The organism is Pantoea sp. X-Soil-TKNS-1211, from assembly GCF_059730495.1.
Genome location: NZ_AP035957.1, coordinates 342527 through 367142 on the forward strand (window position 1 = coordinate 342527; position 24616 = coordinate 367142).

A 24616-nucleotide genomic window follows, 5' to 3' on the forward strand; every position below is an offset into this window, starting at 1 on the left:
CGGGCGGTTCAGAATCCGTCAATAATGAAATCCAGAGCGGTCCTGATCGTTTCACGCTGGCTGGCAAGGCTACAGACTTCTGTACCCAGTATAGTGAGTTGAACACCTGCCAGCTCATGCGTCATCATCAGATAATCATTACCTTCAACATGTAGAGTTGGGTTTAGACGCTGCACAACTTTTCCCTGATAGAGTTCAATTGGGGTAAGTGGGATCACGATGCGCGAATCAATACTTTCAATAATATCGCTCTGCACATCCAGCAGCAGCGGATAAAACTTAGACGCATTTTTGTTTTTATATACCCGATACTGCATCAGTTAAAATTTCCTGTGCATGTCTGAAAATACACCGTTTTCTGCCATGTGCCGGTTCAAGTCTGAAATGGCCTCTGCATTTTCCCGCTGCCATTCTTCAACCGCATTTTCACGCAGCTTCTCGGCAATCGCATTGGTTAACAGTTGAGACAAACTAAACCCGGCTTCTTTGGCTTGCTGGAGAAGCAACGGTTCCAGAGTCAGGGTGACGTTCTGCTTGCGTGTTTTTTGTGAAATGTTTGGCATGCTGCACCTCCGTCTACATCGATACATGTGTAGTTTACACAGCATTATGCACTTATGGAAACGCATGTCTGATACAGCCCGTTTTAGCAACTTCACCGGGGGGTATACGCCCCCTCCTCTCACCCCACTATCACCCGCACAATATCATTCACAATCTTCTGCCCATCGATGCGGGTTCTACGGTGTAGCGGCAGCAGAAACACCGATCTCGCTGATCGCCAGCTCCGGGTATTGCTGCATCCGTTTTACGGCGTCGTCATAACGCGGCATGGAGTTCGCTGCCCCGGCACGTTCGACGCACACCGAGGCATACGCCGAAGCGAATAACGCCGCCTGCTCCAGCGGCTCACCGGCCGCCAGACGCGCCGCCAGTGCGCCGTTAAACGAATCTCCCGCGCCGGTACTGTCCACCGGTTGCGCCGGATAAACCGGCACCAGCAACATACGTTCACCGGTCGAGAGCAGCGCGCCCTGAATACCGAGGGTGATGATCAGCTGACGCACCCCTTTGTTATGCAGAATCTGCGCCGCGACCTGAGCGGAAACCAGGTCGGTGACGTTGGTGTTGGTCAGTTGACCGGCTTCCGTGCTGTTCGGTGTAAGCAGGTCAACCTGACACAGAAAGGTATCGCTCACTTTTTGCCACGGGGCCGGGTTCACAATCACATAAGTTCCCGCCTGACGAGCGTTATCCACCATGCGTTGAATGGCGCTCAGGTTGTTTTCGAGTTGCACCAGCAAAATGTCAGCGGCTGCGACCGTGGGCTGGCAGCGGTTTACCTCAGCGGCGGTGACCATCAGGTTGGCACCGGGGTAAACCGAGATCATATTTTCTGCATCATCACCGGCCACATAGATCATCGCGTTACCGGTTGGTTTTTCTTTGCAGGTAAACAGCGTGATGGCGTCAAACCCGGTCTTCTCCAAATGGCGACGGGCAAACAGGCCGAAGTCGTCATTGCCCACTTTGCCGATGTAGTGCACCCTGGCACCGGCGCGTAGCGCCGCCGTGGCCTGGTTGGAGCCTTTGCCGCCTGGCCCCATCATGCTGCTGTGCGCCACCAGCGACTCGCCGGGTTGCGGAAAGCGCGACATTTTGGTGACGATATCGAGGTTGAAGGAACCGAATACGCACACTTTACCTTTCATACAGACCTCCCAAACTGCCGTGCTGCCGCCAGACAGGCACCACGACAACCGGTCTGATCGGTGGCGTGGCTGAAAACCATATGCAACCCGGCGCGGGTCACGGGTGGGCGCAAATGCCGGGTAATCTGGCTACACAGCAACTCCAGCGGAAAATCATCCATCGCCAGCACGCCGCCACCGAGGATCAGATATTGCGGATCAATAATATTCATCTCGCTGGCGATGATTTTTGCCAGACGGCTGACAAACTGCTGCAAATCGGGATGATCGCTGTGCCGTGTAAACAGTTGAGACATATCAGTTTGTACGCAGTGCTGGCTCGCCCACTGGCTCAGCCAGTGCCCCGATGTCAGGGTTTCGGCACAGCCGTGATTACCGCAGGGACAGGGCAAATCGTTATTCGCCAGCGGGATATGACCAATCTCCCCGGCGCCGCCGTGCTCGCCGTGGTAGAACTGACCGTTCAGCCACAGGCTGTTACCCATGCCGGTGCCGAGATATAATCCCACAGCGTTATCCGGCAGCGTTTCCAGCTGCATCAAATCCCACAACATCAGATGGTTAACGTCTTTATCCATTGCCACCGGCACACCGGTCATCTCGCTGAGATGGGCCGCCACCGGCGTGTCGTCCAGCGCCTGAATAAACGGCAGCGACACCACATGCTGACGATCGCGGCTCAGGATACCTGGCAGGCCGAGCATCACGCCGTCAATCGGTTGCTGCGCCAGCACCTCTTTGATCAGCCCGGCCAGCGCACCGAGAGCATCGGTTGACTGCGCCCAGCAGGCAGTCGGCAATTTGCGGAATCCCGCCCACTGATTCTCACCGCGCAGGGTGAGCAACCGGGTGCTGGTACCACCAATATCTATACCCAGCCATGTTCGACTCATGCGGACTCCCGTAACGCACCTTTTGCCTGTTCGATGTTGCCCATCATCTGGTCCCAGGCGGTTTCAAGGTTGTCATCAAGGTTAAACAGCCCGGAGGTGCCGACAATCAGCACTTCCGCACCCGCCTCCAGCAGCGTGCGATAAGTACGCTGGTTACAGGATCCATCAATCTCAATCAGGTAGTGGTGACCATGGTGGGCTTTCAGGTCGCGCAGTTCCTCAATCTTCTTCACCATTTCGGTGATAAACGGCTGGCCTGCATAGCCGGGGTCGACAGTCATCACGGTGATCTTATCCAGCAGGTGGATGTAGTGATGGATGTACGACACCGGCGTCGCTGGATTCAGCACCACGCCAACCTTCTTGCCGAGTGAGCGAATCTGGTTGATCACGCGGAACGCATCGCGGTTGATGGTTTCCGCATGTGGGCAGATGTAGTCCGCACCCGCTTTGGCAATCACCTCGATAAAGTCAGTCGGCTCCTCCACCATCAGATGCACATCCAATGCCACCCTGGTGTGTGGGCGAATCTGCTCAATAAAAAACGGCGACAGGGTAATGTTTTTGACGTAGTGACCGTCCATGATGTCGATGTGCAGAAAGTCAGCACGGGTGTCGAGCACCGCCAGCTGCTGTTTAATTTCCATCAGGTTCATGCACATCAAAGAGGGAGAAATTTGGGTACGCATCAGACTTCCTTTTTTTTAGTCAGGCCGGCCTGGCGTGCAAGTAAAGTACTGCGACGCACCGCACGGGAATGAGTAAATTTGGTTTTAAAGAACTTCAGGCCCAGTACCACAATCAGTACCGCACCCCACATCGCCAGACTGAAGTGCTGGCTGATGTTTAACAGGTTGAAGCCGGTGGAGAGGATCTGGAGCGCAATCAGCGACAGCACCACCCCGGTGACGCGGCCAAAGCCGCCGTTGGGATCGGTGCCGCCGAGGATGATCGCCAGCACGGTGATCAGCAGATAGGAGTCGCCATAGCCCATACGCGCCGAGTTAAATCGCGCCATCATCACCAACCCGGCCAACACGCACAGCAGGCTGGAGATGACGTAGACCATAATCAGCAGGCGATGGGTATTCACGCCGCTAAACCAGGTGGCGTTGATATTGCTGCCGCCCATATAGATACATTTACCGGCACGGGTTTTGCCCAGGAACAACGCCATCAGCCCGGCCGTGATAAAGAACAGCCACAGCGGTAACGGAATGGTGAGGAAGGTCTCCGCCCCCAGCGCACGTACCACATCCGGCATGCCACTTACGGCGGCACCGCGTGTTAGCCAGATACCAATGCCGTTGACCGTCATCATGGTCGCCAGTGTTACCAGAATCGGGTGCGCACCCACCCGACTGACCATCAACCCGGTGATTACGCCAATCAAGGTGGCGATCAACGCCGCACCCACCAGCGCCATCAGCAGCCACAACAGTTGCAGCCCGGTGCCCGCTCCGGCAGGCATAAAGTTCAGCAACACCCAAGCGATAAACAACGCCGTCAGGTTAGCGGTGGCAATGATGCACAGGTTAAGGCCGCCGCTGAGGATGGCGATAAACATGGCCAGCGTCAGCAGGCCCAGCTCCGGTAGCTGGAAAGCCATACTCATAAAAGTGGAGTCGGTCAGGAAACGGCCTGGCAGCATAATGCTGAACACCGCGATGCCGAGTGCAATTAGTAGCAGCAGGCCGGGATGCGCTTTTTCACTGGTCAGAAAATTCAGATGTTTCATCACACTCTCCCCGATCAGACGAAGCTGACGTCGGTTTCTTTGCGCTTTTTGTAGTGGGTGACGGTGATGGCGACCATAATCACCACGCCGATCACAATGTTCATGAAGTAGCTGGAGACACCGACCAGATTGAGACCGTTTTTCAGGATGGCGATCAAGAAGACTCCCATCAGCGTCCCGGTGACAGTACCTTTGCCACCCATCAGGCTGGCACCGCCCAACACCGTGGCGGCCAGTACATCCAGCTCACCGCCGACCAACGCATTTGGCACCACTTCACCCACGCGATAGACCTGAACCAGGCCACCCACCGCCGCCAGCGCGCCTAACCAGCCATAGGCGAGGATATGGATCAGTCCGACGCGAATACCGATACGGCGTGCCGATTCCTGATCGCCTCCCGTGGCGTACAGCTGACGACCGAGATGGGTTTTGTTCAGCAACAACCAGGTAATGACAGCGATCACCAGCATGATGGTCAGCGGCAGACCAATCTGATACGTCTGCCCATGCAGGCTAAACGGCAGGATGTTATGCAGCGTCACCCACCAATCCGGCAGGTTGTAGAGGCTGCGCCCTTCGGTGATCCACATCAGCATGCCGAACAGCAGCGACTGCATGCTGATGGTGATGATGATCGAGACAATGCGCAGCCAGTAGATCAGCACCGCATTGATCACGCCGAACAGCGTGCCGCAGGCAATCGCCAGCAGGATGCTGAGCGGCGCATTATCAAAACCAAACTGCACAAACAGCGAAGCGATGACGTACTGCACCACTGAGGCTACCGCCGCAAAGGAGATATCGATCCCACCGGTGACCAGCACCACAAACAGACCGAGGGCAAAGATGCCGGTGACGGCATAGGTTTCCGTCAGGTCGAGCAGGTTCTGCAACGTCAGGAACTGGTCGCTGGCGCAAGAGAACACCACGAAAAAGAACGCCAGCACCCAGGCCAGCCAGCCCTGACTCGACTGGGGTTTGAAGAACGATAAGTCAGGCATTGATCACCTCCGCCAGTTGCTGCTGCGCCACCTGTTGCGGCTGATATTCGGCATGTACGGTGCCATCACGGAAATGCAGAATGCGGTCGCAGTTGTAATACACCTCCGGCACCTCATCGGAAATCAGGATGATTGCCAGTCCCTCTTTCGCCAGTTGATGGATCAGGGTGTAGATACTGGCTTTAGCGCCCACATCGACGCCCACGGTGGGAGAATCGAGGATCAGGATTTTGGGTTGGGTCAATACCCATTTCGCCAGCACGATTTTTTGCTGGTTGCCACCCGAAAGCGTGGAGATGGCATGTTCCGGGTCGGCCACGCGCACGCCCAACTGCTGAATCCAGTCGTGGATCAGTTTGTTTTTGCGGTATTCGTCGATGAGATGGAAACGGTTACGCAGCTGATCGAGAATCGACAGCACCATGTTGTCGGCTACCGACTGCTGCTGCACCAGCCCCAGCGTCAGGCGATCTTCCGAGACATAGCCAATGCCAGATTTGATGGCATCTTCGTGGCTGCGGAAACGCACCGGCTTGCTGTCGAGCCAGATTTTGCCACTGTCCGGTTTGGTCATGCCAAACAGCGAGAGCGCCAGTTCAGTACGACCGGAACCGAGCAAACCACACAGCCCCAGCACTTCGCCCTCATGCAGCGAAAAACTGACATCGTGGTACTGATCCTTGCGACTGAGGTTTTCCACCTCCAGCAGCGTGCGATGCGGATTCAGAGTCGGTGCTTTCAGTTGATAATCGAGTTTCAGCCCGGTCATCAGTTCAGTCAGACGATGGCCGTCCATTTCACTGGCAGGCCAGGTGCCCATTTTTCGGCCATCGCGGATCACCGTGACGCGATCGGAGATCTCCAGTACTTCATCCAGGCGGTGGCTGACAAACACCACGCAGATATTTTTCTCTTTCAGGTAACGCACGGTGCGCAGTAGCTGATTTACCTCGGTACGGGTGAGTGACGCAGTCGGCTCATCCATAATCACCAGACGGGCGTCAGCCACCAGCGCACGGCAAATCGCCACCTGTTGACGCTGTGCAATCGACAGTTCAGCCACTTTGGCATCGAGATTCAGGTCAAACTTCAGTTCGGTGATAATCTTCTCTGCACTGGCTCGCAGTTTTTTCTTGCTGTACCAGCCGAGCAGGTTGCCGAGGTTATGCTCAAAGGAGATGTTCTCGGCCACGCTGAGATTAGGAAACAGCGACAGATCCTGATAAATCACCTGCACGCCAAAATCGCGCGCTTGCTTTGGCGTCAGACGCGTGAAATGTTCACCGCTATCACCGAGGGTAATTTTGCTACCGGCATCCGGGGCATGCACCCCGGAGATCACTTTAATCAGAGTGCTCTTACCACAGCCGTTAGTACCAGCAAGGCAATGCACTTCCCCCGCCATCAACGACAGTGAGATATCACTTAATGCCCGGTTGCCGCCGAAAGTTTTCGACAGGCTCTCGAGGGCAATCAGCGTCTGTGGTTCGATCAGTTGCATATTACAGCCCCAGTTTGACCAGTTTTGGCAGGTTGGTTTTGTCCAGACTTTCGGTGTTGTTGCCAACGATGGTGTGGGTCTGCTCATCGACCTTCACCTTACCGAGACCTTCGATGGTCATGCCGTCGGTAATCGGTTGATTTTTCTGCATCATGCCCGCCAGGCGCACGAAGACTTCACCCGCCGTCATCGGGTTCCAGATGTAGCCGCCTTTGATGGCACCCCGGTTAACCAGCATCTGACCCTGTCCCGGACTGAAGGCACCAATCACGCACACCTGGTCAATTTTGTTACGCGCCATCACCGCGCGACCGGCACCAATGGGTCCCTGCGAACCGAAGGCAATGATGCCTTTCAGATCCGGGTATTTGGACATCACTTCATTGGTGGTGCGGATGGAGTCATCCAGCGATTCGCCGACGCCGAACTTGTCGCCGACCATCTGCATTTTCGGGAAATGTGCTTTTTGATAGGCCACGGCGGAATCCACCCAGGCGTTATGCAGCGGCACCGTCAGGCCGCCCATATAGGCGACATATTTGCCCTCGCCGTGCATGCACTCGGCCAGCGCTTTCATATGGTTTTCTCCGTGGGTTTTGGCATCCACCAGCTCAAAGTCCCAGTTGGCGTATTTCTGATCCGGCGATTCATGCACCAGCACACGGATACCGGCATCACGAGCGCGCTTCAGCACCGGCTCCAGCACTTTCGGGTCGTTAGGCACCACGCCGATAATGTCGACTTTTTGTGCAATCAAGTCTTCAATCGCTCTGACCTGCAACGCCGGGTCAGCCGAAGTGGGGCCAACCATCCAGGCATCAATCCCCTCTTTGGCCGCTTCGCTCTTAATGCCCGCTTCCATCGCGTTGAACCAGGGAATGCCGCCCACTTTAACCACAATCCCCATGCGCAATTTGTCAGCAGCATGGGCGGTGGTGGCAGCAAACAGCGCCAGCAGGGAACAGGCGATAAATGTTTTTTTCATAGGGTTAAATATCCTGAGAGTTCATTAATTGCATGACATTCTGGCGTTGTGAACAATCGATAATATTGACGCCGTTCCAGGCCAGCTCCTGTTGTAATTCTTTATCTTTCATACTGTCGGTAATTAAGAAATCCACTTCACGGTAGTGGCAAATTCTGGCAAAAGAGGGGCGAAGAAATTTACCTGCATCGATAAGTAGATATTTCCTTTCTGATGCCATTAACATTTGTTGTTTTAAATGCGCGTTATTTTCGTTCGCTGCACGTAAATACCCATCGTTACCCAAGCTGCTACAGGAGAAAAATATTTTGTTGATTAAATAATCTTTCAGCGGCTGTTCAGCGACGATGCCATTAAAATCTTCATTGTGACCGGAATATTCTCCTCCCAGACAGATGGTGCGGATATGACCTTTAGCGGCCAGCGTCTGCACGATGCGCAGTGAGTTTGTCAGCACCGTCAGTTCAATATCTGGCAACTGTCGTGCCAGAAACCAGCAGGTGGTGCTGCTGTCCAGTAATATACAGTCGCCAGGCGTAATAAAATCGAGCGCCCTTTTTGCGATTAATGTTTTCGCTTGGGTGTTTTCATTCATCCGCAGACGGAATGTGGATTCATACTCATTAGGTTTATTATTTTTTCCTGCCACCCCCCCCTGGTGTTTCTGCGCCATCACCGCACCACCGTGACTGCGTTGTAATAATCCTTTCTTCTCTAACTGAGATAAATCCCTGCGTATGGTTTCCTGAGAAACCCGACAAAGTTTAACCAGTTCAGTAACCAACACCCGACCATGTAGATTTAATTCCTCCATAATCTGACGGTGACGTTCAATCGGTAACATGATGACCTCCGATGCCATTAAGTTAGTGGATTCGACCGGCGCAAAATGTGCACCAGGCAAAAGTGTCAGGCAGCGCTTTTACTGCCGCCAAAAAAGTGACTTTTATTGAGGAAAAAATGAAACGAGGCGTTATATTCATTTAGCAACGCGACCTTTATCACAAATAACGGCGGTTTTAAGAAGAAAACACAACAAATCACAATGCAGAGAAATAGTTTTAATATGAAACTATCATGACCGACTATGACCGTTTATGTGTGGATGACCGTTTTGCGAACAAAAGCATACTTCGGAAACAAATAAACCCGACGAGGAGATTTGCGTTAAGTGGGGGAAAAGAATGGAATAATGAGAATGATTATTGCTCAATCTTTTGACACAACACCGGCGGTTAAACGATTAGCAATAATCCTGTGACAACGGCATAAGAACCTGCCGCACTGAATGGCGCGGAATCATAGCCCAGGCTATTATCAATGGTAATGGATTCCTCCGACTGACTGCACCAGGCGACGCACCAAACACAGAACAGCAGCAGAAAGGAAAATATGCTGGTCGTCCTGAAGACAGTTCGCACCATTATCCGTGTCGCTATCTTCCTGATGAGATGATGCGCTTACTAAAACCTCGTCGATTAAACGTCGGGGCTTCGTTTTTTTGCTCAGGAACTTTAATTTAAATTATGCCGTTGAAAGAAAGATTCATCCTTGTTGAACCTCAGAATGAATTGGTGTCGCAGTACAACAATGTTGTTGAATTTGCCATCAATCATGCCAGCCAGTCTGGACGTAACGTCAGGATTTGCGTGCCGAACAAATCTTCATCTTCCTGTGAGGATTTCCTCAGCAAGGTGTTTGACGGGCAAATTTACCGCGCGATGCGTAACAAAAAACAATTGATTTCGTCAGGTGTAAAGGTCGGTCTGTTCTCAAGTCAGACGCTGAGGAAAGAACATATCCTGCTGGATGCCGTCTATCTGGTGACGTTCCCAAACGCCGAGCTACTGAGCGTGATTGAGTCGCATGGCCGCAAGGCGACGGTGATCGTGTTCGGCGCAGTCGGTGAAGACACCGATGTGGTGGAGAACTGGGCGCAGCGCTACCAGCCCAAACCCCTCAACCTTGCGTAACCATGGTGTTTAGCATCAGGATTGATGCGATGTTGTGAACCAACTGGTACTGCACAATATCGCATCCAATCGCATTGTTATGCCGTCAGCAGGCGACGCAGAAACTTCCCCGAGAACGTTTTTGGCAACGAACGCCGAAAATGGATCTGTCTTGGCAGGGCAAAGCGACCACATCGGCTCACCAACCGTTCACGTATCTGCTGCTTCAGCTCCCCCTCTTGCTGCACATTTAACCCCTCAGTGACAACGAATAAGGCCACCATTTCACCCAGCAAATGATGCGGCGTGCGGGTGGCGACCACTTCAACAATTCCTGCGATGCCTGCCAGCGCATTTTCTACCTCAGCAGTCGCCAGGCGTTTACCGCCGATGTTGATCACATCATCCATCCGCCCCTGAATAACGATTTTATCGTTCAGACGTACCGCGCAATCCTGTGTGGCGTAGAGCCAGCGTTCATCACGTCGCAACCAGTAACGTTGGTCGTGCTGTGTCTCATCCTGCCATAGCGTTGACATGCCTCCTGGCCCGAGGGTGTCGTTCACCACCAGCATACCGGGCTGCCCCGGAGCACAAGATTCACCGCTAGTGGGATCAATAATATCCACCGAGCGGGTGAATACGGGCGCTAAACCACTGTCCGTTCCCGCCAACAATGGCCAGCCGGACTCGGTCTGCCAGTAGTGATTTTCACACGGGACACCCATGTCGAAGATGACCCAGTCATGGGTGGTATGATCCAGCGGTTCACCGGCAAGATAGAGCGAACGCAGCGTCAACAGACTGGCGCGGGGTTTTCCCTGCTGGCGCGCCAGGCGAATCGCCCCGGCGATGGTCAGCATGCGGGTGATCCCCAGCTCCGCCACCATCTGCCACCAACTTTCCCCAGGGGTATTTACCGCACCGGCCTCACACATCACCGTGGTGATGCCCGCCAACAACGGAGCGTAAATGCCATAGCTGTGACCAGTGACCCAACCCACATCCGCAGTGGTGAAGAAAATCTCATCATCCTGCACATCAAACAGATGCCGAAGGCTGGCCAGCAAGGCCACCGCGTAGCCGCCGGTATCCCGCACGATACCTTTGGGTGAGCCAGTGGTGCCTGAGGTAAATAGCAGATGTGAGGGCTGAGAAGCCGCCACCCAGACACAGGGCACGACACAACCGTGATGCTGCGCCAACGCCTGGGTAAAGTCCGCAGTATGGATATCCATCACGCGTAAAGCGGCGCTCGAGGCCGGAATCAACGGTAACTCAAGACGACCACGCACTTCGCTACTATGTAGCAGCAGCGACGGCTGACTGGCGGCAACACGTTGCGCCAGCGCTTCACTGGTGACGCCCGAGTAGACCACCACATGCACCGCCCCCAGTCGGGCGCAGGCCAGCATGGCAACCGCCGCCATCGGCGTCATCGGCAGCGCAATCATGACCCGATCACCCTCACGAATCCCCCAGCTGATCATCAGGTGACTTAACGCATTCACCTGCTGCCACAGTTCAAGGTAGCTGAGTCGATGTGTTTCTCCCCGGAAATCACGCTGGATAATCGCGCAACGATCACCTTTTTCCGCCAGATGACGATCCAGCGCGTTATAACTCAGGTTGGTACGACCGGCGGAAAACCAGCGGCAACGCGGGCCACCGCCAATATCTTCAACCACGGAAGTGAAATCCTGCTGCCAATAAAGACGCTGCGCTTCCTGCTGCCAGAAAGCCGTTTCATTAACGGTGATCGTGGACATAAACGCCCTCCGCATGCGTCTCGCACGGTTGATGCGTGCTAATCGCCTCTGCCAGCCAGGCCGCATCTTCACCTACCCCTTCAAAGCGGCCAGATCCCCACGTCCACAACCATGGCAACCCCAGGAAATAGAGACCCGGTTGCACCGAAACACCCCGGCTATGCAGCGGATACCCTTTATCATTAAACGCCGGTGCCTCGATCCAACTGAAATCGGTGTGAAAACCGACCGCCCAGATAATGGCGGAGATAGCGGTCAGATCAATCCGGGTGGAGGGAGATGCCGGTTGCCACACAGGCTGATAACGCGCCTCTTCCGGTGCAGCAATGCCTTGCTCCATGATCCAGACATCAATGCTGTCTTTAATTTTTTGCGAGGTGGCATCCGCACCGTCGAGATTCTGTTTCAGGTCATCGGCTGTCATTAGCTCGCCGTCACGGTAGCCCAGCAAGCGGCCATACAACTGCATGCCCTGTAGCGCAAAAACGCGCAGATCGATATCGCGTCCACCATCGCGTCCGGTGACATAATGGTTGGTCTTGCGTCGCGCATCTTCACCCAGCGGATGATCATCCACCGTCAGGCGGTAGTGGCCCATATCATCCAGCCAGTCCACCACATCACGCCCGCGATAGAAGCGCGCCACACGCGGTGCGCTTCCCACACACAAATGAACGCGGCGACCGGCCAGATGCAGGTCTTCGGCAATTTGCGCACCGGACTGCGCTGAACCCACCACCAGCACCTCTCCTTCAGGTAGCTGCTGCGCCGATTTATAGTTAGCGGAGTGCACCTGCATGATATGCGTCGGCAGTTCAGCGGCGATCGCCGGAAAGCGTGGACGATGGTAGTTACCGACGGCAATCACCACCTGATCCGCCGTAAATTCGCCGACCGAGGTGTGTAGCAGAAAACCGCTGTTGGTTTTTACCACCCGCAGCACGTTAACCCCTTCTTGCAGCGGTGCGTCAAAACTACGCGCATAGCGTTCGACGTAGCTCACGATCTCATCGCGCAACATAAAGCCATGCGGATCGTCACCGTCATAGGGAAAACCGGGCAGTTTACATTGCCAGTTTGGCGTCACCAGACAAAAATTGTCCCAGCGCTGTTCCCGCCATGCCCAGGCAAGACGGTGACGTTCCAGCACCTTATGACGGATATTTTTTTGCGTCAGGTTCCAGCTCATGGCGAGACCGGCCTGCCCGCCGCCAATAATGACGACAGGATAGTGATTGTTGTTCATCGTATTCTCGCTGGTTATCAGACCGGGACGGGGGTGATTTTTTCCACAATGACTTGCTGTTCGGCGCCAAACTGCCGGGCTTTTTGCACGATCACCGCAGACTGATCCTGCGCACTGGAACAGAAGTAGCCGAATTTCGCTTTCACTCGCTCACTGGCCTCGTCGAGGGCGCGTGTGGCGATAGTCACGAATTCTTCCAGGCTATAGGGATGGTTAACCTCCAGGTGCTTCTCAATCGCGGTGGAGGGGGAGTAGCAGGTATCTTTGCTGCCGTCAGGCCAGCAAACGACAAAGTGCATGGCAGGCATGGTGTGTTCCTCTGTTAACAGGTCATCCCGGTAAGGGGTTGTGTAAGATCCCAGTAGCAGGCGCGCTGCCGCTGGAATTGCAAGATGAGTTTCCGCTCTGGCGTGAAGCGCCCAACCGCTGCACAAGCGATGTCACGGTGGGCAAAGCGCTGTTGCACTGCCTCGCAATGTTCGTCTTCCACCGCCAGCAAAAAACCAAAGCTGGGAAAGGCGCACAGCCACTGCTCAAGCCCGACGTCCTGTGGGATTGGGATCTGCTCCAGCGCCAGCTCAGCGCCAAGGCCACAGCTTTCCAGCATCATCACCAGCGTCCCGGCCAGCCCCGCCTGGCTGATATCTTTCGCCGCCTGGATTAACCCGGCTTCCGCCAGTTCTGGCAGCAGTGACCAGGCCTGACGCAGGGCAGCGGGTGCAGCCTCGGTGGCTGCATCCCAGTTGTAACCGGGGGGATGCCAGCGTCCCTGTAAATTGATCGCCACCATCAGCGTCTGGCCTGACTGCACGTCGAAGCTACTCAGCGGGAATCGCGTTTCACCCAAAATGGCCACCGCCAGCTGCGGCTGATCGCTACGCAGATTGGTATGCCCACCGACGATCGGCACCTGATAAGCGCGTGAGGCCGCAGCCATGCCCTGTAAAATCTGTTGCGCATGAGGCAGAGCGTCATCCCACAGCGCGTTCACCACCGCCAGCGGCCGTCCCCCCATCGCCGCAATGTCGCTCAGATTGACCATCACGCCACACCAGCCTGCGAACCAGGGATCGTCCGCCACAAATCGGTTAATAAATCCCTCCATCGCCAGCAATTTGTAGCCGTTACCGTCAGGGATCAGGGCGCAATCGTCGCCATTCGGACTGGGGTTCGGCCAGGCTTCCCGCAGTTGCTTTGCCACCTGTTGGATATCGCGCTTATGCGCGATGCCGCTGAAAGTATGCAGGCGCTCAATCAGCGCCGGTAAACTCAGGTTCATACCGTCGCTCCTGTCAGAAATGCAGGCATCTCCACAACCCGCCTGCGTACCGGCGTACTGATAACCATGCCGCTGAGGGGATCATGGCAGGGTGGGTAAAAATTGAGGTCGGCCTGCATACGCGCATGCTGCACACCTCGCAACGCCAGCCAATCCAGCGTGTGCCAGTGCATGCGGCGAAACAGCGGTTCGTTTTGATGTTGCACCTGAGCATAAAATTCCCGGCAACCCAGCGCATGCGCGCTGCACACCGCCAGACGGATCAACGTCGGGCCGAGCTGTCCCTGCCGACGCCAGGCGCTATCCACCGCCAGACGCGAACCCTGCCAGATGCCGGGTGCTGTCTCATGAATGCGCACCGTACCGACCACCGCATCGTGCCAGCCACCGACACTGCCCAGCGCCACCAACAGGCGGGCATGGCGATCGATATCATCAAGATCATGCCCGGCAAACAGCCCCTGTTCCTGGCAGAAGACCCGTTGGCGCAACGCATATGCCTGTTCCCGTTCCCACGGCAGCGTTACCCACTTAATGGTGTAACTTGCGTACTCATTCATCATTCACTCCTTACGCCATCGCCTGCTCGAAGCTGGAAAGTGACGAACAGGCACCGCAACGACCACAACCCGCCTTAATATCACTGGAGCGTAACCGGGCCTGACTTAGCATTTGCCCCAGCGGTTGCAGGATGGATGACATAAACTGGCTATCGGGTGCCGGGTGGTGCTCCAGTGGCGTGCCGCTGATGGGCACGAACGGTACGACGAACGGATAAACGCCAAGGTCGATCAAGGTTTCCGATAGTGACAGAATCGCCTGTGGCGTATCGCCCAACCCCGCCAGGATATAGGTACTGACCTGTCCGCGACCAAACACCGCCACCGCGTCGGCAAACGCCTCAAGGTACTGGTCAACGCTGACCTGCGCTTTGCCCGGCATAATGCGGGCACGCACTTCCGGAGTTACCGCTTCCAGATGCATCCCCAACGCATCAATACCGGCGTCTTTCATGCGCTGAAACCATTTTGCGTCACCGGGTGGTTCGCACTGCCCCTGCAAGGGCAAATCCACAGCGGCTTTAATTGCCAGCGCGCTCTCCACCAGAATGCGCGCGCCGCGATCGCTGCCGGATGGTGTGCCAGTGGTCATCACCATATGTTTGACCCCATCGAGCTCGACCGCCGCTTTCGCCACTTCAGCCAGCTGCTCGGGCGTTTTGCGCGCAATGGTGCTGCCCGCCGCCAGTGACTGGCCGATGGCACAGAACTGACAGGCTTTTGCGCGATTCTCATAGCGGATACAGGTTTGCAATACGGTAGTCGCCAGTACATCGGTGCCGTGCAGCGTGGCAATCTGTGAATAGGGAATGCCCTCCGCCGTCTGCCGTTCATAAAACCGCGGCTTATGAGCGATCGTGATTTCCCGCACCGGAATGAGGTTGTTGAAGAGCCGGGTAGCGCCAGATGCCTCATGCTTCACCTGCCATGGTGACTGGCGGGCGGAATGGGTATAGATCGGCACCATCACTGTCACGCCATCAATATTCATCGCCTGGTGATCAGACGGCCCTGCTCCACCATGACGGCTGACATGCTCCTGCTGTGGGTTGATGACGTTGACCCCTTGGGTCAGTAGCTCAGTGATCAGCTGCTGGCGAGTAGACGGAACGTTCTGCATCGCGCTCTCCTCCGGTTGCGGATTCTTCCTCACGCGCGACCACATAGCGGGCGGGGGTCGCGTCCAGACGCAGGCTCAATAATTCCGGACGAGCGTAATGCCCGACGGAATCCATCATGCGTTTGCGTTTGGTGATCAACGCCATATCCAGATCGGCAATCAGAATGCCTTCGCCTTCCGTCAATGGGGGCACCAGATGACGCCCTTCCGGTGAAATGATGGCGGTATTGCAGCCTCCCCGCAGCCCTTTCTGCAACGCCGGGTCAGAGGTGAGTTCGTTGATTTGCTCCTCAGTCAGCCAGCCGGTGGCATTGATGACAAAGCAGCCGGACTCCAGCGCGTGATGGCGGATCGTGACGTCCATCTGCTCAGCGAAGATCGGTCCCACCAAAGAACCAGGGAATTGACTACAGTGGATCTCCTCGTGCTGCGTCATCAGGCTGTAGCGTGCCAGTGGGTTGTAATGCTCCCAACAGGCCAGCGCGCCGACGCGCCCCACGGCGGTGTCGACCACCTTTAACCCGGCACCATCACCCTGCCCCCAGATCATACGTTCATGGTAGGTTGGCGTGATTTTGCGCCGCTTCAGCACCAGTTCGCCGCTGACATCAAACACCAGTTGGGTGTTGTAAAGCGTGCCGTGATCGCGTTCATTCACACCCAGCACCACCACCATGTTGCGCAGACGAGCACGCTCGCCCACGGCATGGGTGATCGGGCCGGGCACCACCACCGCCTGGTCGTAAAGTTTCAGATGCGCGGCACCCGCGGTCATCGCCGGTGTGATAAACGAGAAATAAGGGTAATAGGGCACAAACGTCTCGGGAAAAACGATGATCTCTGCGCCCTGCTCTGCCGCTTTATCGATTGCCTCCAGCACCCGGGCCAGCGTTTTGCTGGCCTCATGGAGATCTGGCGCAATCTGGGCTGCGGCGGCACGGATAATGCGTGATCCAGCCATAGCGCGCCTCCGCTTACATCGTCCAGGTATCGATAATCACCGCGTTGTCACGCACATGCAGCAGCTTCAGATCCAGCACGTCGAGCGGATTGATCGGACGCACCCCTTCCAGCAACGACGGTTCGCCGTGGCCGTAGAGAGCTTGCAGCGCAAAGCGGCAGGCGTAAACCTTGCCACCTTCCGACATAAATTTGTTCAGTTGGTTGGCGTAGTTCTGATGACCCGGAAAGGCTTCCGCACCGATGGTGGGAAAACCGCGCTGTACGCCGAGCAGCACGCCCGGTCCATACAGCAGAATGGAGGTTTCGAAGCCTTTGCGTTGCAGACGGGTCGCCTGCAACATATTGACGAAACCGATGGAGCCTTCAAACGCAACCGTGTGAAAGGTCACCAGCGCTTTCTGGCCCGGCTCCGCTTTCACATCCTCAAAAACCTTCTCTTCGTAATCAACAAAGAAATCACCGGTCTGGTGGGCAGGCAAGGTAACTTTTGGCATAGCACTTTTCTCCCAGTCTTTATCAGGGGGGAGCCGCGCTCCCCGTTATGGCACATCCGCAGGTGATGCAGGGAGAATGGAGCAAGGGGCGTGCCAGCTGCCGATCGCAGGGATGCAATCAAGATCCCATCAACTGCTCAACTTGTGAGCTAAAAAATTTTTAAACCCTCTGAATGGCACGGGATTACCCGGAGAACATCACGGCCACATACAGATTTCTGCACCAGATTGATGCCAATTCGCACCAAAAATGCACACAATAAAAATCATTATGCAATCATTGATGCAATCAATACCAAAGGTGATTGCAGAATACCTCTCGCCAGGCAATAGTGATGCTTTCTTCTCCATCTGTTGGGACTGAATGCATGCTTACTAAACTCGTCAGCCGCTGGCATCACCATCTGAGTCAGAACACACCACGTCCGGCTTATCTGTTAATTGCCGACATCATTGCTGACGGCATCAACAGCGGCGAGTTTCAACCGCGTGACCGCCTGCCGCCGCTGCGCGAACTGGCGATCCAGCTCTCCCTGAATTACACCACCGTGACACGTGGCTATGCCGAGGCCACCCGGCGCGGGTTGATCGATTCGCGCCGGGGATTGGGCAGTTATATTCGCGGGAAGGTGCCTGCGGTGCCGTTGAGCGGTGGCAGCAGTTATGAAATGACCATGAACTCACCGATTGAACCCGGAGAAGAACTGGCGCAGGCCATCAGTCAGGGAGCAATCAATCTCTTTACCCAGAAAAATATCCTCGGCCTGTTGCGTTATCAGGACTTTGGCGGCCAGGCAGATGATAAAGCGATGGCGAAAGTCTGGCTGGAGAAACAGCTCCCAGCGGTAAATATCGATGAAATCCTGATCGCACCAGGCATTCACAGCGCGCTGGTGGGATTACTGACGCTGCTGTGCCGCAAAGGTGGCAGCGTGTGCGTAAGTGATTTGATTTATCCCGGCCTGAAAGCCATCGCCAGCCAGCTCAATATTACGTTGCAATCCCTGCCCTGTGATGAGGATGGCCCGCTGCCACGGGTGTTTGAACACCAGTGTCAGACCGGCAACATCAGCGCCTTGTATATCAACCCCACCATCCAGAATCCCACCACGTTAACCCTGCCATTGCGGCGACGCGAAGCACTGGCTGATGTGGCGGCACGCTACAGCATCCCGGTGATTGAAGATGAAGCCTATGCAGCACTGGCGACTCACCATATTGCGTCATTCAGTGAACTGATCCCTGAGCTAACCTGGTACATTACCGGCATGTCAAAATGCTTTGGTCCGGGGCTGCGTACCGCCTTTATCAAAGGACCGGGTAAACATCAGACGCAGTTACTGGCGGGAGCATTACGCGCCCTGAACGTGATGGCCAGCCCGATCACCAACGCGCTGGCATCACAGTGGATCAATGACGGCACCGCAGACCGGGTGCTGCAATCGGTGCGCGCAGAATCGGTGATTCGTCAGAAAATGGCGGCGGAAATCCTCAAGGAATTTACGTTCCGCGCCACGCCCCAGGGCTTCCACCTGTGGCTGCTGTTGCCACGTCATTTCAACTGGAATCCGGCTGAAATGGCGGTGCGGTTACGTGAACTGGGGGTTAGTGCGGTCTCAAGTGCGGCCTTCTGTACTGATAATAATCCCCCTGACGCGCTGCGTATCTGCCTTGGCGGTTCCTGGTCTCGTGAGATGTGCGCGGAAAATTTGCAAACCATTGCCCATGTCATGCGTAACCCGCTGCATTTTGGCAGCGTAATTCTGTGATGATCTGAGCTTCAGGTCATGGGCCACAGATCTGAATACGGCATACACAGCCGCAACTGGTCGGCCGGAAAGCGTCGTTTATAAAACCGGCCCCTGTCTGTCCAGCCGCAGGTGATGATGTCGCCTTCGGTTTCCAATACCACCATCACTTTTCTTCTTCTGTGGCGACGAACCAGCGCACCGGGCATCAACATGCTCAACTCCGCCCTGCCCGGATAAGCACGGATTGAATAATAAATTCATTACTTTTTCTCAGCACGCTAATGTCAGGTTTGATTTTGCCGTAGACGCGCATACCTTCAAGCAGCATAAAAATGCATTCCGCCATCACCTCTGCCGGTTCATCAGAGCGGAATACCCCCGTCTCCTGACCTTTGCGCAGGATGCTGCTTAATCGTGCCACGATGCCGCGAAATTTATACTCAACCCGGTTTCGGACTTCATCATCACCTGGCAGCAACTCGCACGCCGCAGCGATGGTAAAGCACCCCTTCTCTCCCTGAGGCCCGGATGAAAACAGCGCGACAAACTCCAGTGTATCCCGCAGCGCGGTCTCCGGAGCCAGTTCCTCATCACGTTGCTTACCACGCACCAGACCGGCGTCCATGTATTGTTGGAGGGCGGCAAGGAAGATCGAACGCTTATCCGGATAGAGTTTGTAGATGCTGGCACTCGCCAGTCCTGATGCCTGCATTAAATCGGCCATCGAAGTCGATCGATAGCCTTTCTGCCAGAAGCATTCGAGCGCTGAATTGAGGAAAACTTGTGGGTCAAACTCTCTGGGTCTGCCTGGGCCTGGTTTCATGATCGCATCATTCTGGTTGAGTGTTGGAATAATTGTAGATCGATCAATCTACAATTGAAAACAAAAAAACGACAGGTTGGAAAATCCGTAGCGGTGCGATTTATCGCGCGGGTTTTTATGGCAACGCGCACGATATTGCGCGATAAATCGCGCTGCTACGGGAAATGTGGTGGTTAAGCTTGTTTATCCGCGACCATTTTTTCTGTCACGGCACGGATCGCTGCATCAAGCTCCGCCTGGAATTCCGCAGAAATACGCGAGAATTCATACGTCACCAGCCGTTTTTCCGCATCGACCTTTTTACGGGCAAACTGTTTCTTGTCCTTAAACACCACCAGATTTTCCGCTGACGCTTTTTTGCCGGGCTTTGGTGTCTTCAAACGACTGCTCTCGGCACGGAAATAACCAATGATTAGCGATTTGGTGACCGGATCATCGATCTCAGTATTATCCTGCTTTTCGATGCGCTGACGTACCCCTGCGACAATGTCGCTGATATCCAGCTTTTTGCTTTTGGCCTTCTCCGCAACATCGAGCAAAAACTGATAATCAGCAATCGCAAGATCGCTGACAGAAGGGAAAACGGCGATCATCTCTTCCGGCACCGACGCAGCCTGGAGGGCTCGGGTTATTTTTGCCGCAGATATACCTTCAGATTTAGCGATCTCTGCCTGGCTTATATTGCCGGGATACATCAGCTCCAGACGTTTGCCCAGTTCACGTAAGGTGTGTTCCTTCGCCGTCTGAATATCAACTGCCAGCTGGCGTGCATCAGCCAGATCCAGTTCATCTTTAGTCACCAGAACTTCAAAAGGCGTCCCGTTATACAGGCAGGCCGCACGGCGACGTGATCCATCGAGAATTTCGATCCGATCATCCACCTCCCTGCCGATGGCCGGGAAGAACTGTTGCAGCGTAATGGTGCGGGAGATATCCGCCACTGACTCAGGCGTCAGCAGTGACTGGTCACGCCCATTGACGGAAGAATCGATATAGGTCTGCGCGTCGATGTCGTCGTGAAGTACTTTTGTGAGGACAAAACGGGCTTCTTTACCGGACTTGAGGACGAATACTCGGGTGCTCTCGCTTTCACTCAGCATTTTAGAGAAGTTTGAGTTCCCTAACGTACGGCCCATTTTCTTCATGACTTTGGTCATTTTATACCCCTCACAAATTCGATCCTTTTAAATACCGCCTGAGTAAATCGCTCAGCCTCACGCTTGGCATTTTTAAGCGCTTCCGCACTGCCAGGATAAGATTGTGGGTCAGCACTTACTATCGTGTCGAAGGTTTCTCCACAACGCTCGAAACCATCAAGGCGTGGCAAAGTGGCATCCAGTATGTAGGATGTAAATACGTCGCGTGCCAGGCCATGCGTCATCTCATGATCACGTTTGGTGGTCATTTTTGACATGAATCCGATGTTGCCCTTAATACGCGGATTAATCCCCTCTTCCTCCAGTTGCTCCAGCATTTCTGGCAAACGCGTCAGGTATTTTAAGGTCGAGTGAAAATCAACCTGCGCGGGTGGTGTCGGGGTGAGCAGCAAATCACTCGCCGCAATCGCGTTCAGCATAAAAGCATCCAGGTGCGGCCCGGTATCCACGAAGATGAAATCGTAATCGTTCCCGACGCGATCAATGATGTTGCGGCGCAGAACTTCAGAAGGTAACAGACCAGGCAAATGCTCGTGCACTAACTCATTCCACTGGCTGGCGACAAAACCATCGTCGATAGAAGCCGGAATGATATCTACACCAGGAATAATGGTTGGCTGGATGATGTCCTTGTGCAGTTGCTCGGCATCCAGGTCGTTCAGCATGGCCTGTGCCGCTGTTTCCATGATGGAACCGATACTGTTGGTATGGTTCAGAAACATCGTGCTGGAGGCTTGGGGATCGAGATCGATGACAAGGTTACGCAGGTCATACTGCAACAAATCAGGATGCACGCGCAGCCCATGAGCAAGCGTTACCGTACTGACCGTTTTCGATACGCCACCCTTCAGGTTCACTACAAATATAACGAACGGGCCTTTTCCCGCATGAATATCGCGATATTTAGGTACCTTACGGTGTGCATAAATATCAACCACATCCTGCACAGTGAGCGCGTAATGTCTGGCATTGCCGGCGTCTTTCTTGCCAAACTCATGACCCGCAGCTTCCATTTCGTCGATAGCCTGTTCAACAGCACGACGGCTGAGCTTGGGCATATTGGCCACTGAGTTTCGGGTAAAGGTCTGATAGTAACGGTCAAGTCCGAATTCATGACGTTTATCGATGATGTCGTCACTCATACTGCGCAGCATTGCGTTAGCCCTGCGGGCAGTTTCGTCCACGCCACCATAGTTACTCTTCATACCATTACTCCATTGGCAAAATTTTCCCTAAGTGTACATGGCATTCTGCTACGTGCAAGATTTTTCGTTTTTCAGAAAAAAGTTGTACGTGTCGATAGCCTCAGGACATCTCGTGAACAAGATATTTGCGCTAACTGGATAATTGGTTGCGGGATATGCCGTAGCGGCAGGATCATTTTGTGATCCTGTCACCTTCGTGATGAAGATTTGAACATTGGTTTCCAGTTATATGCGCCAGGAGGCCACGCTAAAATCGTCTCAATAGATAAAATATGAGCAACTCGCTACGGAAAGCATATAAAATTCATATGGATATGCTGAAACTTAACTGCTCTCCTTCGATGTATCACCCAAAAAGGTTATCGGTCATATGCCGACATGTTCAAAGTGACAGGATCACACAATGGATCTGACCTGCGATCTTTTGCGTCAGCACTCAGAGTTTGCACAAAGGTTTCCCGTCGTATGCTGAACATTGGCGTTCATGCGATTCTGCCCTTTGATAACTAAGCAGTTAGGCAAAATGTGATAAGGATCACTCTTGCAGATGCACTGAAAGGTTATCAGTCGTATGCAAAAGGACTTCTCGTTATTTATCAATGGCGTCTTCCAGTTTTGATCTTTCAAGGTTTCCAGTCGTATGCAAAAAGTTATCTGTCGTATGATTAGAGTCATTGTGGTTGGCGGTCGTGTGCGGATCGCTTCCGCTCACTCTTTGATCTACAAAGGTTGGCTGTCGTATGCAAAAGGTTTCCTGTCATATGCTCAAAGTACAACTGAGATCCTCCGATCGTTCGTAGATTAAACACAATGTTCATAGGCAGGCTATTCGCTGTGAAAGAAGGTTATCTGTCGTATGCGAAAAGTTTCCCGTCATATGCCTGTCTGTCGGAATGATTCAAATACCGTAACTTCTTGTTTTTCAGCATATGATGCATGAAAGGTTTGCAGTCGTATGCTGAAAGGTTATCTGCCATATGCAATAACACCCCCTCCACCGATTTATTGTTGTAGCGAACAAGAATAAATTCTTTATATAAAATCATAATGTTATCCATATTTATTATGGTGCGATAACGAAAGGTTGGCAGCCGTATGCCGGTATCGTATTGAAGAGGCGACAGATCTCTTAAAAAGTTATCGGTCGTATGCTTATGAGGTGCCAATGAGAGGAAAGGTTATCGGTCGTATGCTGTTTTGAGGGTATGCTTGCAGCAAACCGAAGTTTGAAGGGTTGGTTTGCAGGAGATAAAAGCAATCAGCTCATTCATAACTAACTGAATGAGCTGATAAAAGAAGAAAGGTTAGCCGTGGTATGCTGACGAAGTTATCACTGAGATGCCACTCATTTTGAATCGAGGCTAATCAGGATTTTGGCAATCTCTTCCTCACTGAAGCCGGAATCTTTCAGCTTACTGATCTTGGCAATCATCGCTTCATCAACAATCTGAGGCTCATCCTCAGTACTCCTGTCGAGTTTCAACGACTTATCCGGGATCAGGTTTGGATTGCGTTTGGTTATGTTGAAATAGACCGACCTGCCCCGTTTCGTCTCGGTATATTCGAGATAGTTGATTTCCTTCAGCTCTTCGAGCGCCTTACGCACAATATGGTTTTGGTAGGCGATACGCGATTTCAGCCTCAGACGCTCCCTGAGACGTTTCATAGAGACAGGTGCCGGATTCCTGGGGAGACTCTCAATAAACGTATAGAGGGCCTGTGCAGACTCTTTACGGGGCAAATGATCGATGGCTTTGAGACGCAGGTAAACTTTGTAGTCCATCTGATAGAGGTCAGCCAGCCGATGGTCGCCCTCAATCTCGACTTCATTCTTTGCCATGTTGTAATGCGCGCTGTTGACCAGACCAGTTGTCAGTGAACCCGTATCATTACGGAACTGGATAGTCACACCACGCAGGCGCATCAGTGAGTCATCAATACGCTTCTTCATGTCTTTGTTCGAACGTTTTGAGTCAAACCCGCAGTTTTGCAAAAACTTAGTGAACGGCAGTTTTAACTTACCGGCAAAGGTACCGTTATCATAGATCGAACGAATGATCCCCAACCAGACACGGAAATCAGTCGCCATATCAAGGCGTTCTGAACGGATCGAGATGTCCTTGTACCCTTCCCTCTTCACCACTTCCAGATGGTAAAGATCCTCGGTAGCATCCACTGTAGACTTAACGGTGTTGACGGAGCTTTTTGCTTTAGCATGATCGGTATTGGGAACAAAAAGCCCCAGTCGCATCAAAGCCACTGGCTGCACCGTTGCCGCTGCCGAAGGATTTAAGTGGACAACTTCGCCCGTTTTCTTATTAACTTCCTCGGTCATGCTATCTAAGTCATTGACTTTCTTAGCCATAAACAGGATCCATTTATCAACAGTTAATTTTGCCACCGCATATGACCGATAACCTTACCAGCATATAAGCGGAAATCAAAGTGCACCTGACAGATAACT

General features: G+C 53.7%; 25 protein-coding genes. 2 read left to right on the top strand and 23 right to left on the bottom strand.

Going from position 1 to position 24616, the window contains the following annotated elements:
• Window positions 1-8: 8 nt before the first annotated feature.
• The 10 genes from AC6I8W_RS28270 to AC6I8W_RS28315 all read right to left on the bottom strand — a co-directional run bounded on the left by AC6I8W_RS28270 (window position 9) and on the right by AC6I8W_RS28315 (window position 8677).
• Window positions 9-317, bottom strand: coding sequence for a CcdB family protein (locus tag AC6I8W_RS28270; protein WP_497839537.1), 309 nt, complete (start codon window positions 315-317; stop codon window positions 9-11).
• Window positions 318-320: 3 nt separating this feature from the next.
• Window positions 321-563 (bottom strand): type II toxin-antitoxin system CcdA family antitoxin, encoded by a 243-nt coding sequence (locus tag AC6I8W_RS28275; protein WP_497839538.1) that lies wholly within the window; start codon window positions 561-563, stop codon window positions 321-323.
• Between the two features lie 177 nt (window positions 564-740).
• Window positions 741-1712, bottom strand: coding sequence for a ribokinase (locus AC6I8W_RS28280; protein WP_497839539.1), 972 nt, complete (start codon window positions 1710-1712; stop codon window positions 741-743).
• Window positions 1709-2605: an allose kinase gene (gene alsK, locus AC6I8W_RS28285; protein ID WP_497839540.1), complete on the bottom strand. Its 897-nt coding sequence runs from the start codon at window positions 2603-2605 to the stop codon at window positions 1709-1711. Before alsK ends, AC6I8W_RS28280 begins: the two co-directional genes overlap by 4 nt.
• Window positions 2602-3294, bottom strand: coding sequence for a D-allulose 6-phosphate 3-epimerase (gene alsE, locus AC6I8W_RS28290; protein WP_497839541.1), 693 nt, complete (start codon window positions 3292-3294; stop codon window positions 2602-2604). The genes alsK and alsE overlap by 4 nt, the downstream gene beginning before the upstream one ends.
• Window positions 3294-4343 (bottom strand): ABC transporter permease, encoded by a 1050-nt coding sequence (locus AC6I8W_RS28295; RefSeq protein WP_497839542.1) that lies wholly within the window; start codon window positions 4341-4343, stop codon window positions 3294-3296. Before AC6I8W_RS28295 ends, alsE begins: the two co-directional genes overlap by 1 nt.
• Window positions 4344-4357: 14 nt before the next feature.
• Window positions 4358-5347, bottom strand: coding sequence for an ABC transporter permease (locus AC6I8W_RS28300; protein WP_497839543.1), 990 nt, complete (start codon window positions 5345-5347; stop codon window positions 4358-4360).
• Entirely contained in the window at window positions 5340-6848 is a 1509-nt protein-coding gene (locus AC6I8W_RS28305; protein WP_497839544.1) for a sugar ABC transporter ATP-binding protein, read from the bottom strand. The genes AC6I8W_RS28300 and AC6I8W_RS28305 overlap by 8 nt, the downstream gene beginning before the upstream one ends.
• A gap of 1 nt (window position 6849) precedes the next feature.
• Window positions 6850-7833: a substrate-binding domain-containing protein gene (locus tag AC6I8W_RS28310; RefSeq protein ID WP_497839545.1), complete on the bottom strand. Its 984-nt coding sequence runs from the start codon at window positions 7831-7833 to the stop codon at window positions 6850-6852.
• A gap of 4 nt (window positions 7834-7837) precedes the next feature.
• The gene (locus AC6I8W_RS28315) at window positions 7838-8677 is read right to left on the bottom strand and encodes a DeoR/GlpR family DNA-binding transcription regulator (protein WP_497839546.1); all 840 of its coding nucleotides are present in this window, start codon (window positions 8675-8677) and stop codon (window positions 7838-7840) included.
• 730 nt (window positions 8678-9407) lie between these two features.
• On the opposite strand from AC6I8W_RS28315, the gene AC6I8W_RS28320 reads away from it, so the two are divergent.
• Window positions 9408-9806, top strand: coding sequence for a hypothetical protein (locus AC6I8W_RS28320; protein WP_497839547.1), 399 nt, complete (start codon window positions 9408-9410; stop codon window positions 9804-9806).
• A 77-nt stretch (window positions 9807-9883) separates the two neighbouring features.
• Here AC6I8W_RS28320 and AC6I8W_RS28325 read toward each other — a convergent pair whose 3' ends face one another.
• From AC6I8W_RS28325 to AC6I8W_RS28360, 8 genes are read right to left on the bottom strand one after another with little or no spacing between them, the layout of a single operon-like run.
• Window positions 9884-11554, bottom strand: coding sequence for an AMP-binding protein (locus AC6I8W_RS28325; protein ID WP_497839548.1), 1671 nt, complete (start codon window positions 11552-11554; stop codon window positions 9884-9886).
• A complete protein-coding gene (locus tag AC6I8W_RS28330) occupies window positions 11535-12800 on the bottom strand; it encodes an MSMEG_0569 family flavin-dependent oxidoreductase (RefSeq protein ID WP_497839549.1) in 1266 nt (421 codons plus the stop codon). The genes AC6I8W_RS28325 and AC6I8W_RS28330 overlap by 20 nt, the downstream gene beginning before the upstream one ends.
• Before the next feature lie 17 nt (window positions 12801-12817).
• Window positions 12818-13108 carry an MSMEG_0570 family nitrogen starvation response protein gene (locus AC6I8W_RS28335; protein WP_497839550.1) on the bottom strand — a complete coding sequence of 97 codons (291 nt, stop codon included), beginning with the start codon at window positions 13106-13108 and terminating at the stop codon, window positions 12818-12820.
• 14 nt (window positions 13109-13122) lie between these two features.
• Window positions 13123-14079, bottom strand: a complete 957-nt coding sequence (locus AC6I8W_RS28340; RefSeq protein ID WP_497839551.1) for a sll0787 family AIR synthase-like protein — start codon at window positions 14077-14079, stop codon at window positions 13123-13125.
• On the bottom strand, window positions 14076-14639 hold the full coding sequence (locus tag AC6I8W_RS28345) for an MSMEG_0567/Sll0786 family nitrogen starvation N-acetyltransferase (RefSeq protein ID WP_497839723.1): 564 nt from the start codon (window positions 14637-14639) through the stop codon (window positions 14076-14078). The genes AC6I8W_RS28340 and AC6I8W_RS28345 overlap by 4 nt, the downstream gene beginning before the upstream one ends.
• Before the next feature lie 10 nt (window positions 14640-14649).
• On the bottom strand, window positions 14650-15759 hold the full coding sequence (locus AC6I8W_RS28350) for an MSMEG_0568 family radical SAM protein (protein WP_497839552.1): 1110 nt from the start codon (window positions 15757-15759) through the stop codon (window positions 14650-14652).
• Entirely contained in the window at window positions 15719-16720 is a 1002-nt protein-coding gene (locus AC6I8W_RS28355; protein ID WP_497839553.1) for a Nit6803 family nitrilase, read from the bottom strand. The genes AC6I8W_RS28350 and AC6I8W_RS28355 overlap by 41 nt, the downstream gene beginning before the upstream one ends.
• A gap of 13 nt (window positions 16721-16733) precedes the next feature.
• Window positions 16734-17216, bottom strand: a complete 483-nt coding sequence (locus AC6I8W_RS28360) for an MSMEG_0572/Sll0783 family nitrogen starvation response protein (RefSeq protein ID WP_013512573.1) — start codon at window positions 17214-17216, stop codon at window positions 16734-16736.
• A 368-nt stretch (window positions 17217-17584) separates the two neighbouring features.
• Between AC6I8W_RS28360 and AC6I8W_RS28365 the strand changes: the two genes are divergently transcribed.
• Window positions 17585-18985 (top strand): aminotransferase-like domain-containing protein, encoded by a 1401-nt coding sequence (locus AC6I8W_RS28365; RefSeq protein WP_497839554.1) that lies wholly within the window; start codon window positions 17585-17587, stop codon window positions 18983-18985.
• 11 nt (window positions 18986-18996) lie between these two features.
• Here AC6I8W_RS28365 and AC6I8W_RS28370 read toward each other — a convergent pair whose 3' ends face one another.
• From AC6I8W_RS28370 to AC6I8W_RS28390, 5 genes are all read right to left on the bottom strand, one after another.
• The gene (locus tag AC6I8W_RS28370; protein WP_497839555.1) at window positions 18997-19179 is read right to left on the bottom strand and encodes a hypothetical protein; all 183 of its coding nucleotides are present in this window, start codon (window positions 19177-19179) and stop codon (window positions 18997-18999) included.
• A 2-nt stretch (window positions 19180-19181) separates the two neighbouring features.
• The gene (locus tag AC6I8W_RS28375; protein WP_497839556.1) at window positions 19182-19790 is read right to left on the bottom strand and encodes a TetR/AcrR family transcriptional regulator; all 609 of its coding nucleotides are present in this window, start codon (window positions 19788-19790) and stop codon (window positions 19182-19184) included.
• A gap of 173 nt (window positions 19791-19963) precedes the next feature.
• Entirely contained in the window at window positions 19964-20947 is a 984-nt protein-coding gene (locus AC6I8W_RS28380; protein ID WP_497839557.1) for a ParB family protein, read from the bottom strand.
• On the bottom strand, window positions 20944-22152 hold the full coding sequence (locus AC6I8W_RS28385) for an AAA family ATPase (protein ID WP_036627981.1): 1209 nt from the start codon (window positions 22150-22152) through the stop codon (window positions 20944-20946). The genes AC6I8W_RS28380 and AC6I8W_RS28385 overlap by 4 nt, the downstream gene beginning before the upstream one ends.
• Window positions 22153-23497: 1345 nt before the next feature.
• Window positions 23498-24517: a RepB family plasmid replication initiator protein gene (locus AC6I8W_RS28390; RefSeq protein WP_497839558.1), complete on the bottom strand. Its 1020-nt coding sequence runs from the start codon at window positions 24515-24517 to the stop codon at window positions 23498-23500.
• Between the last annotated feature and the right edge of the window lie 99 nt (window positions 24518-24616).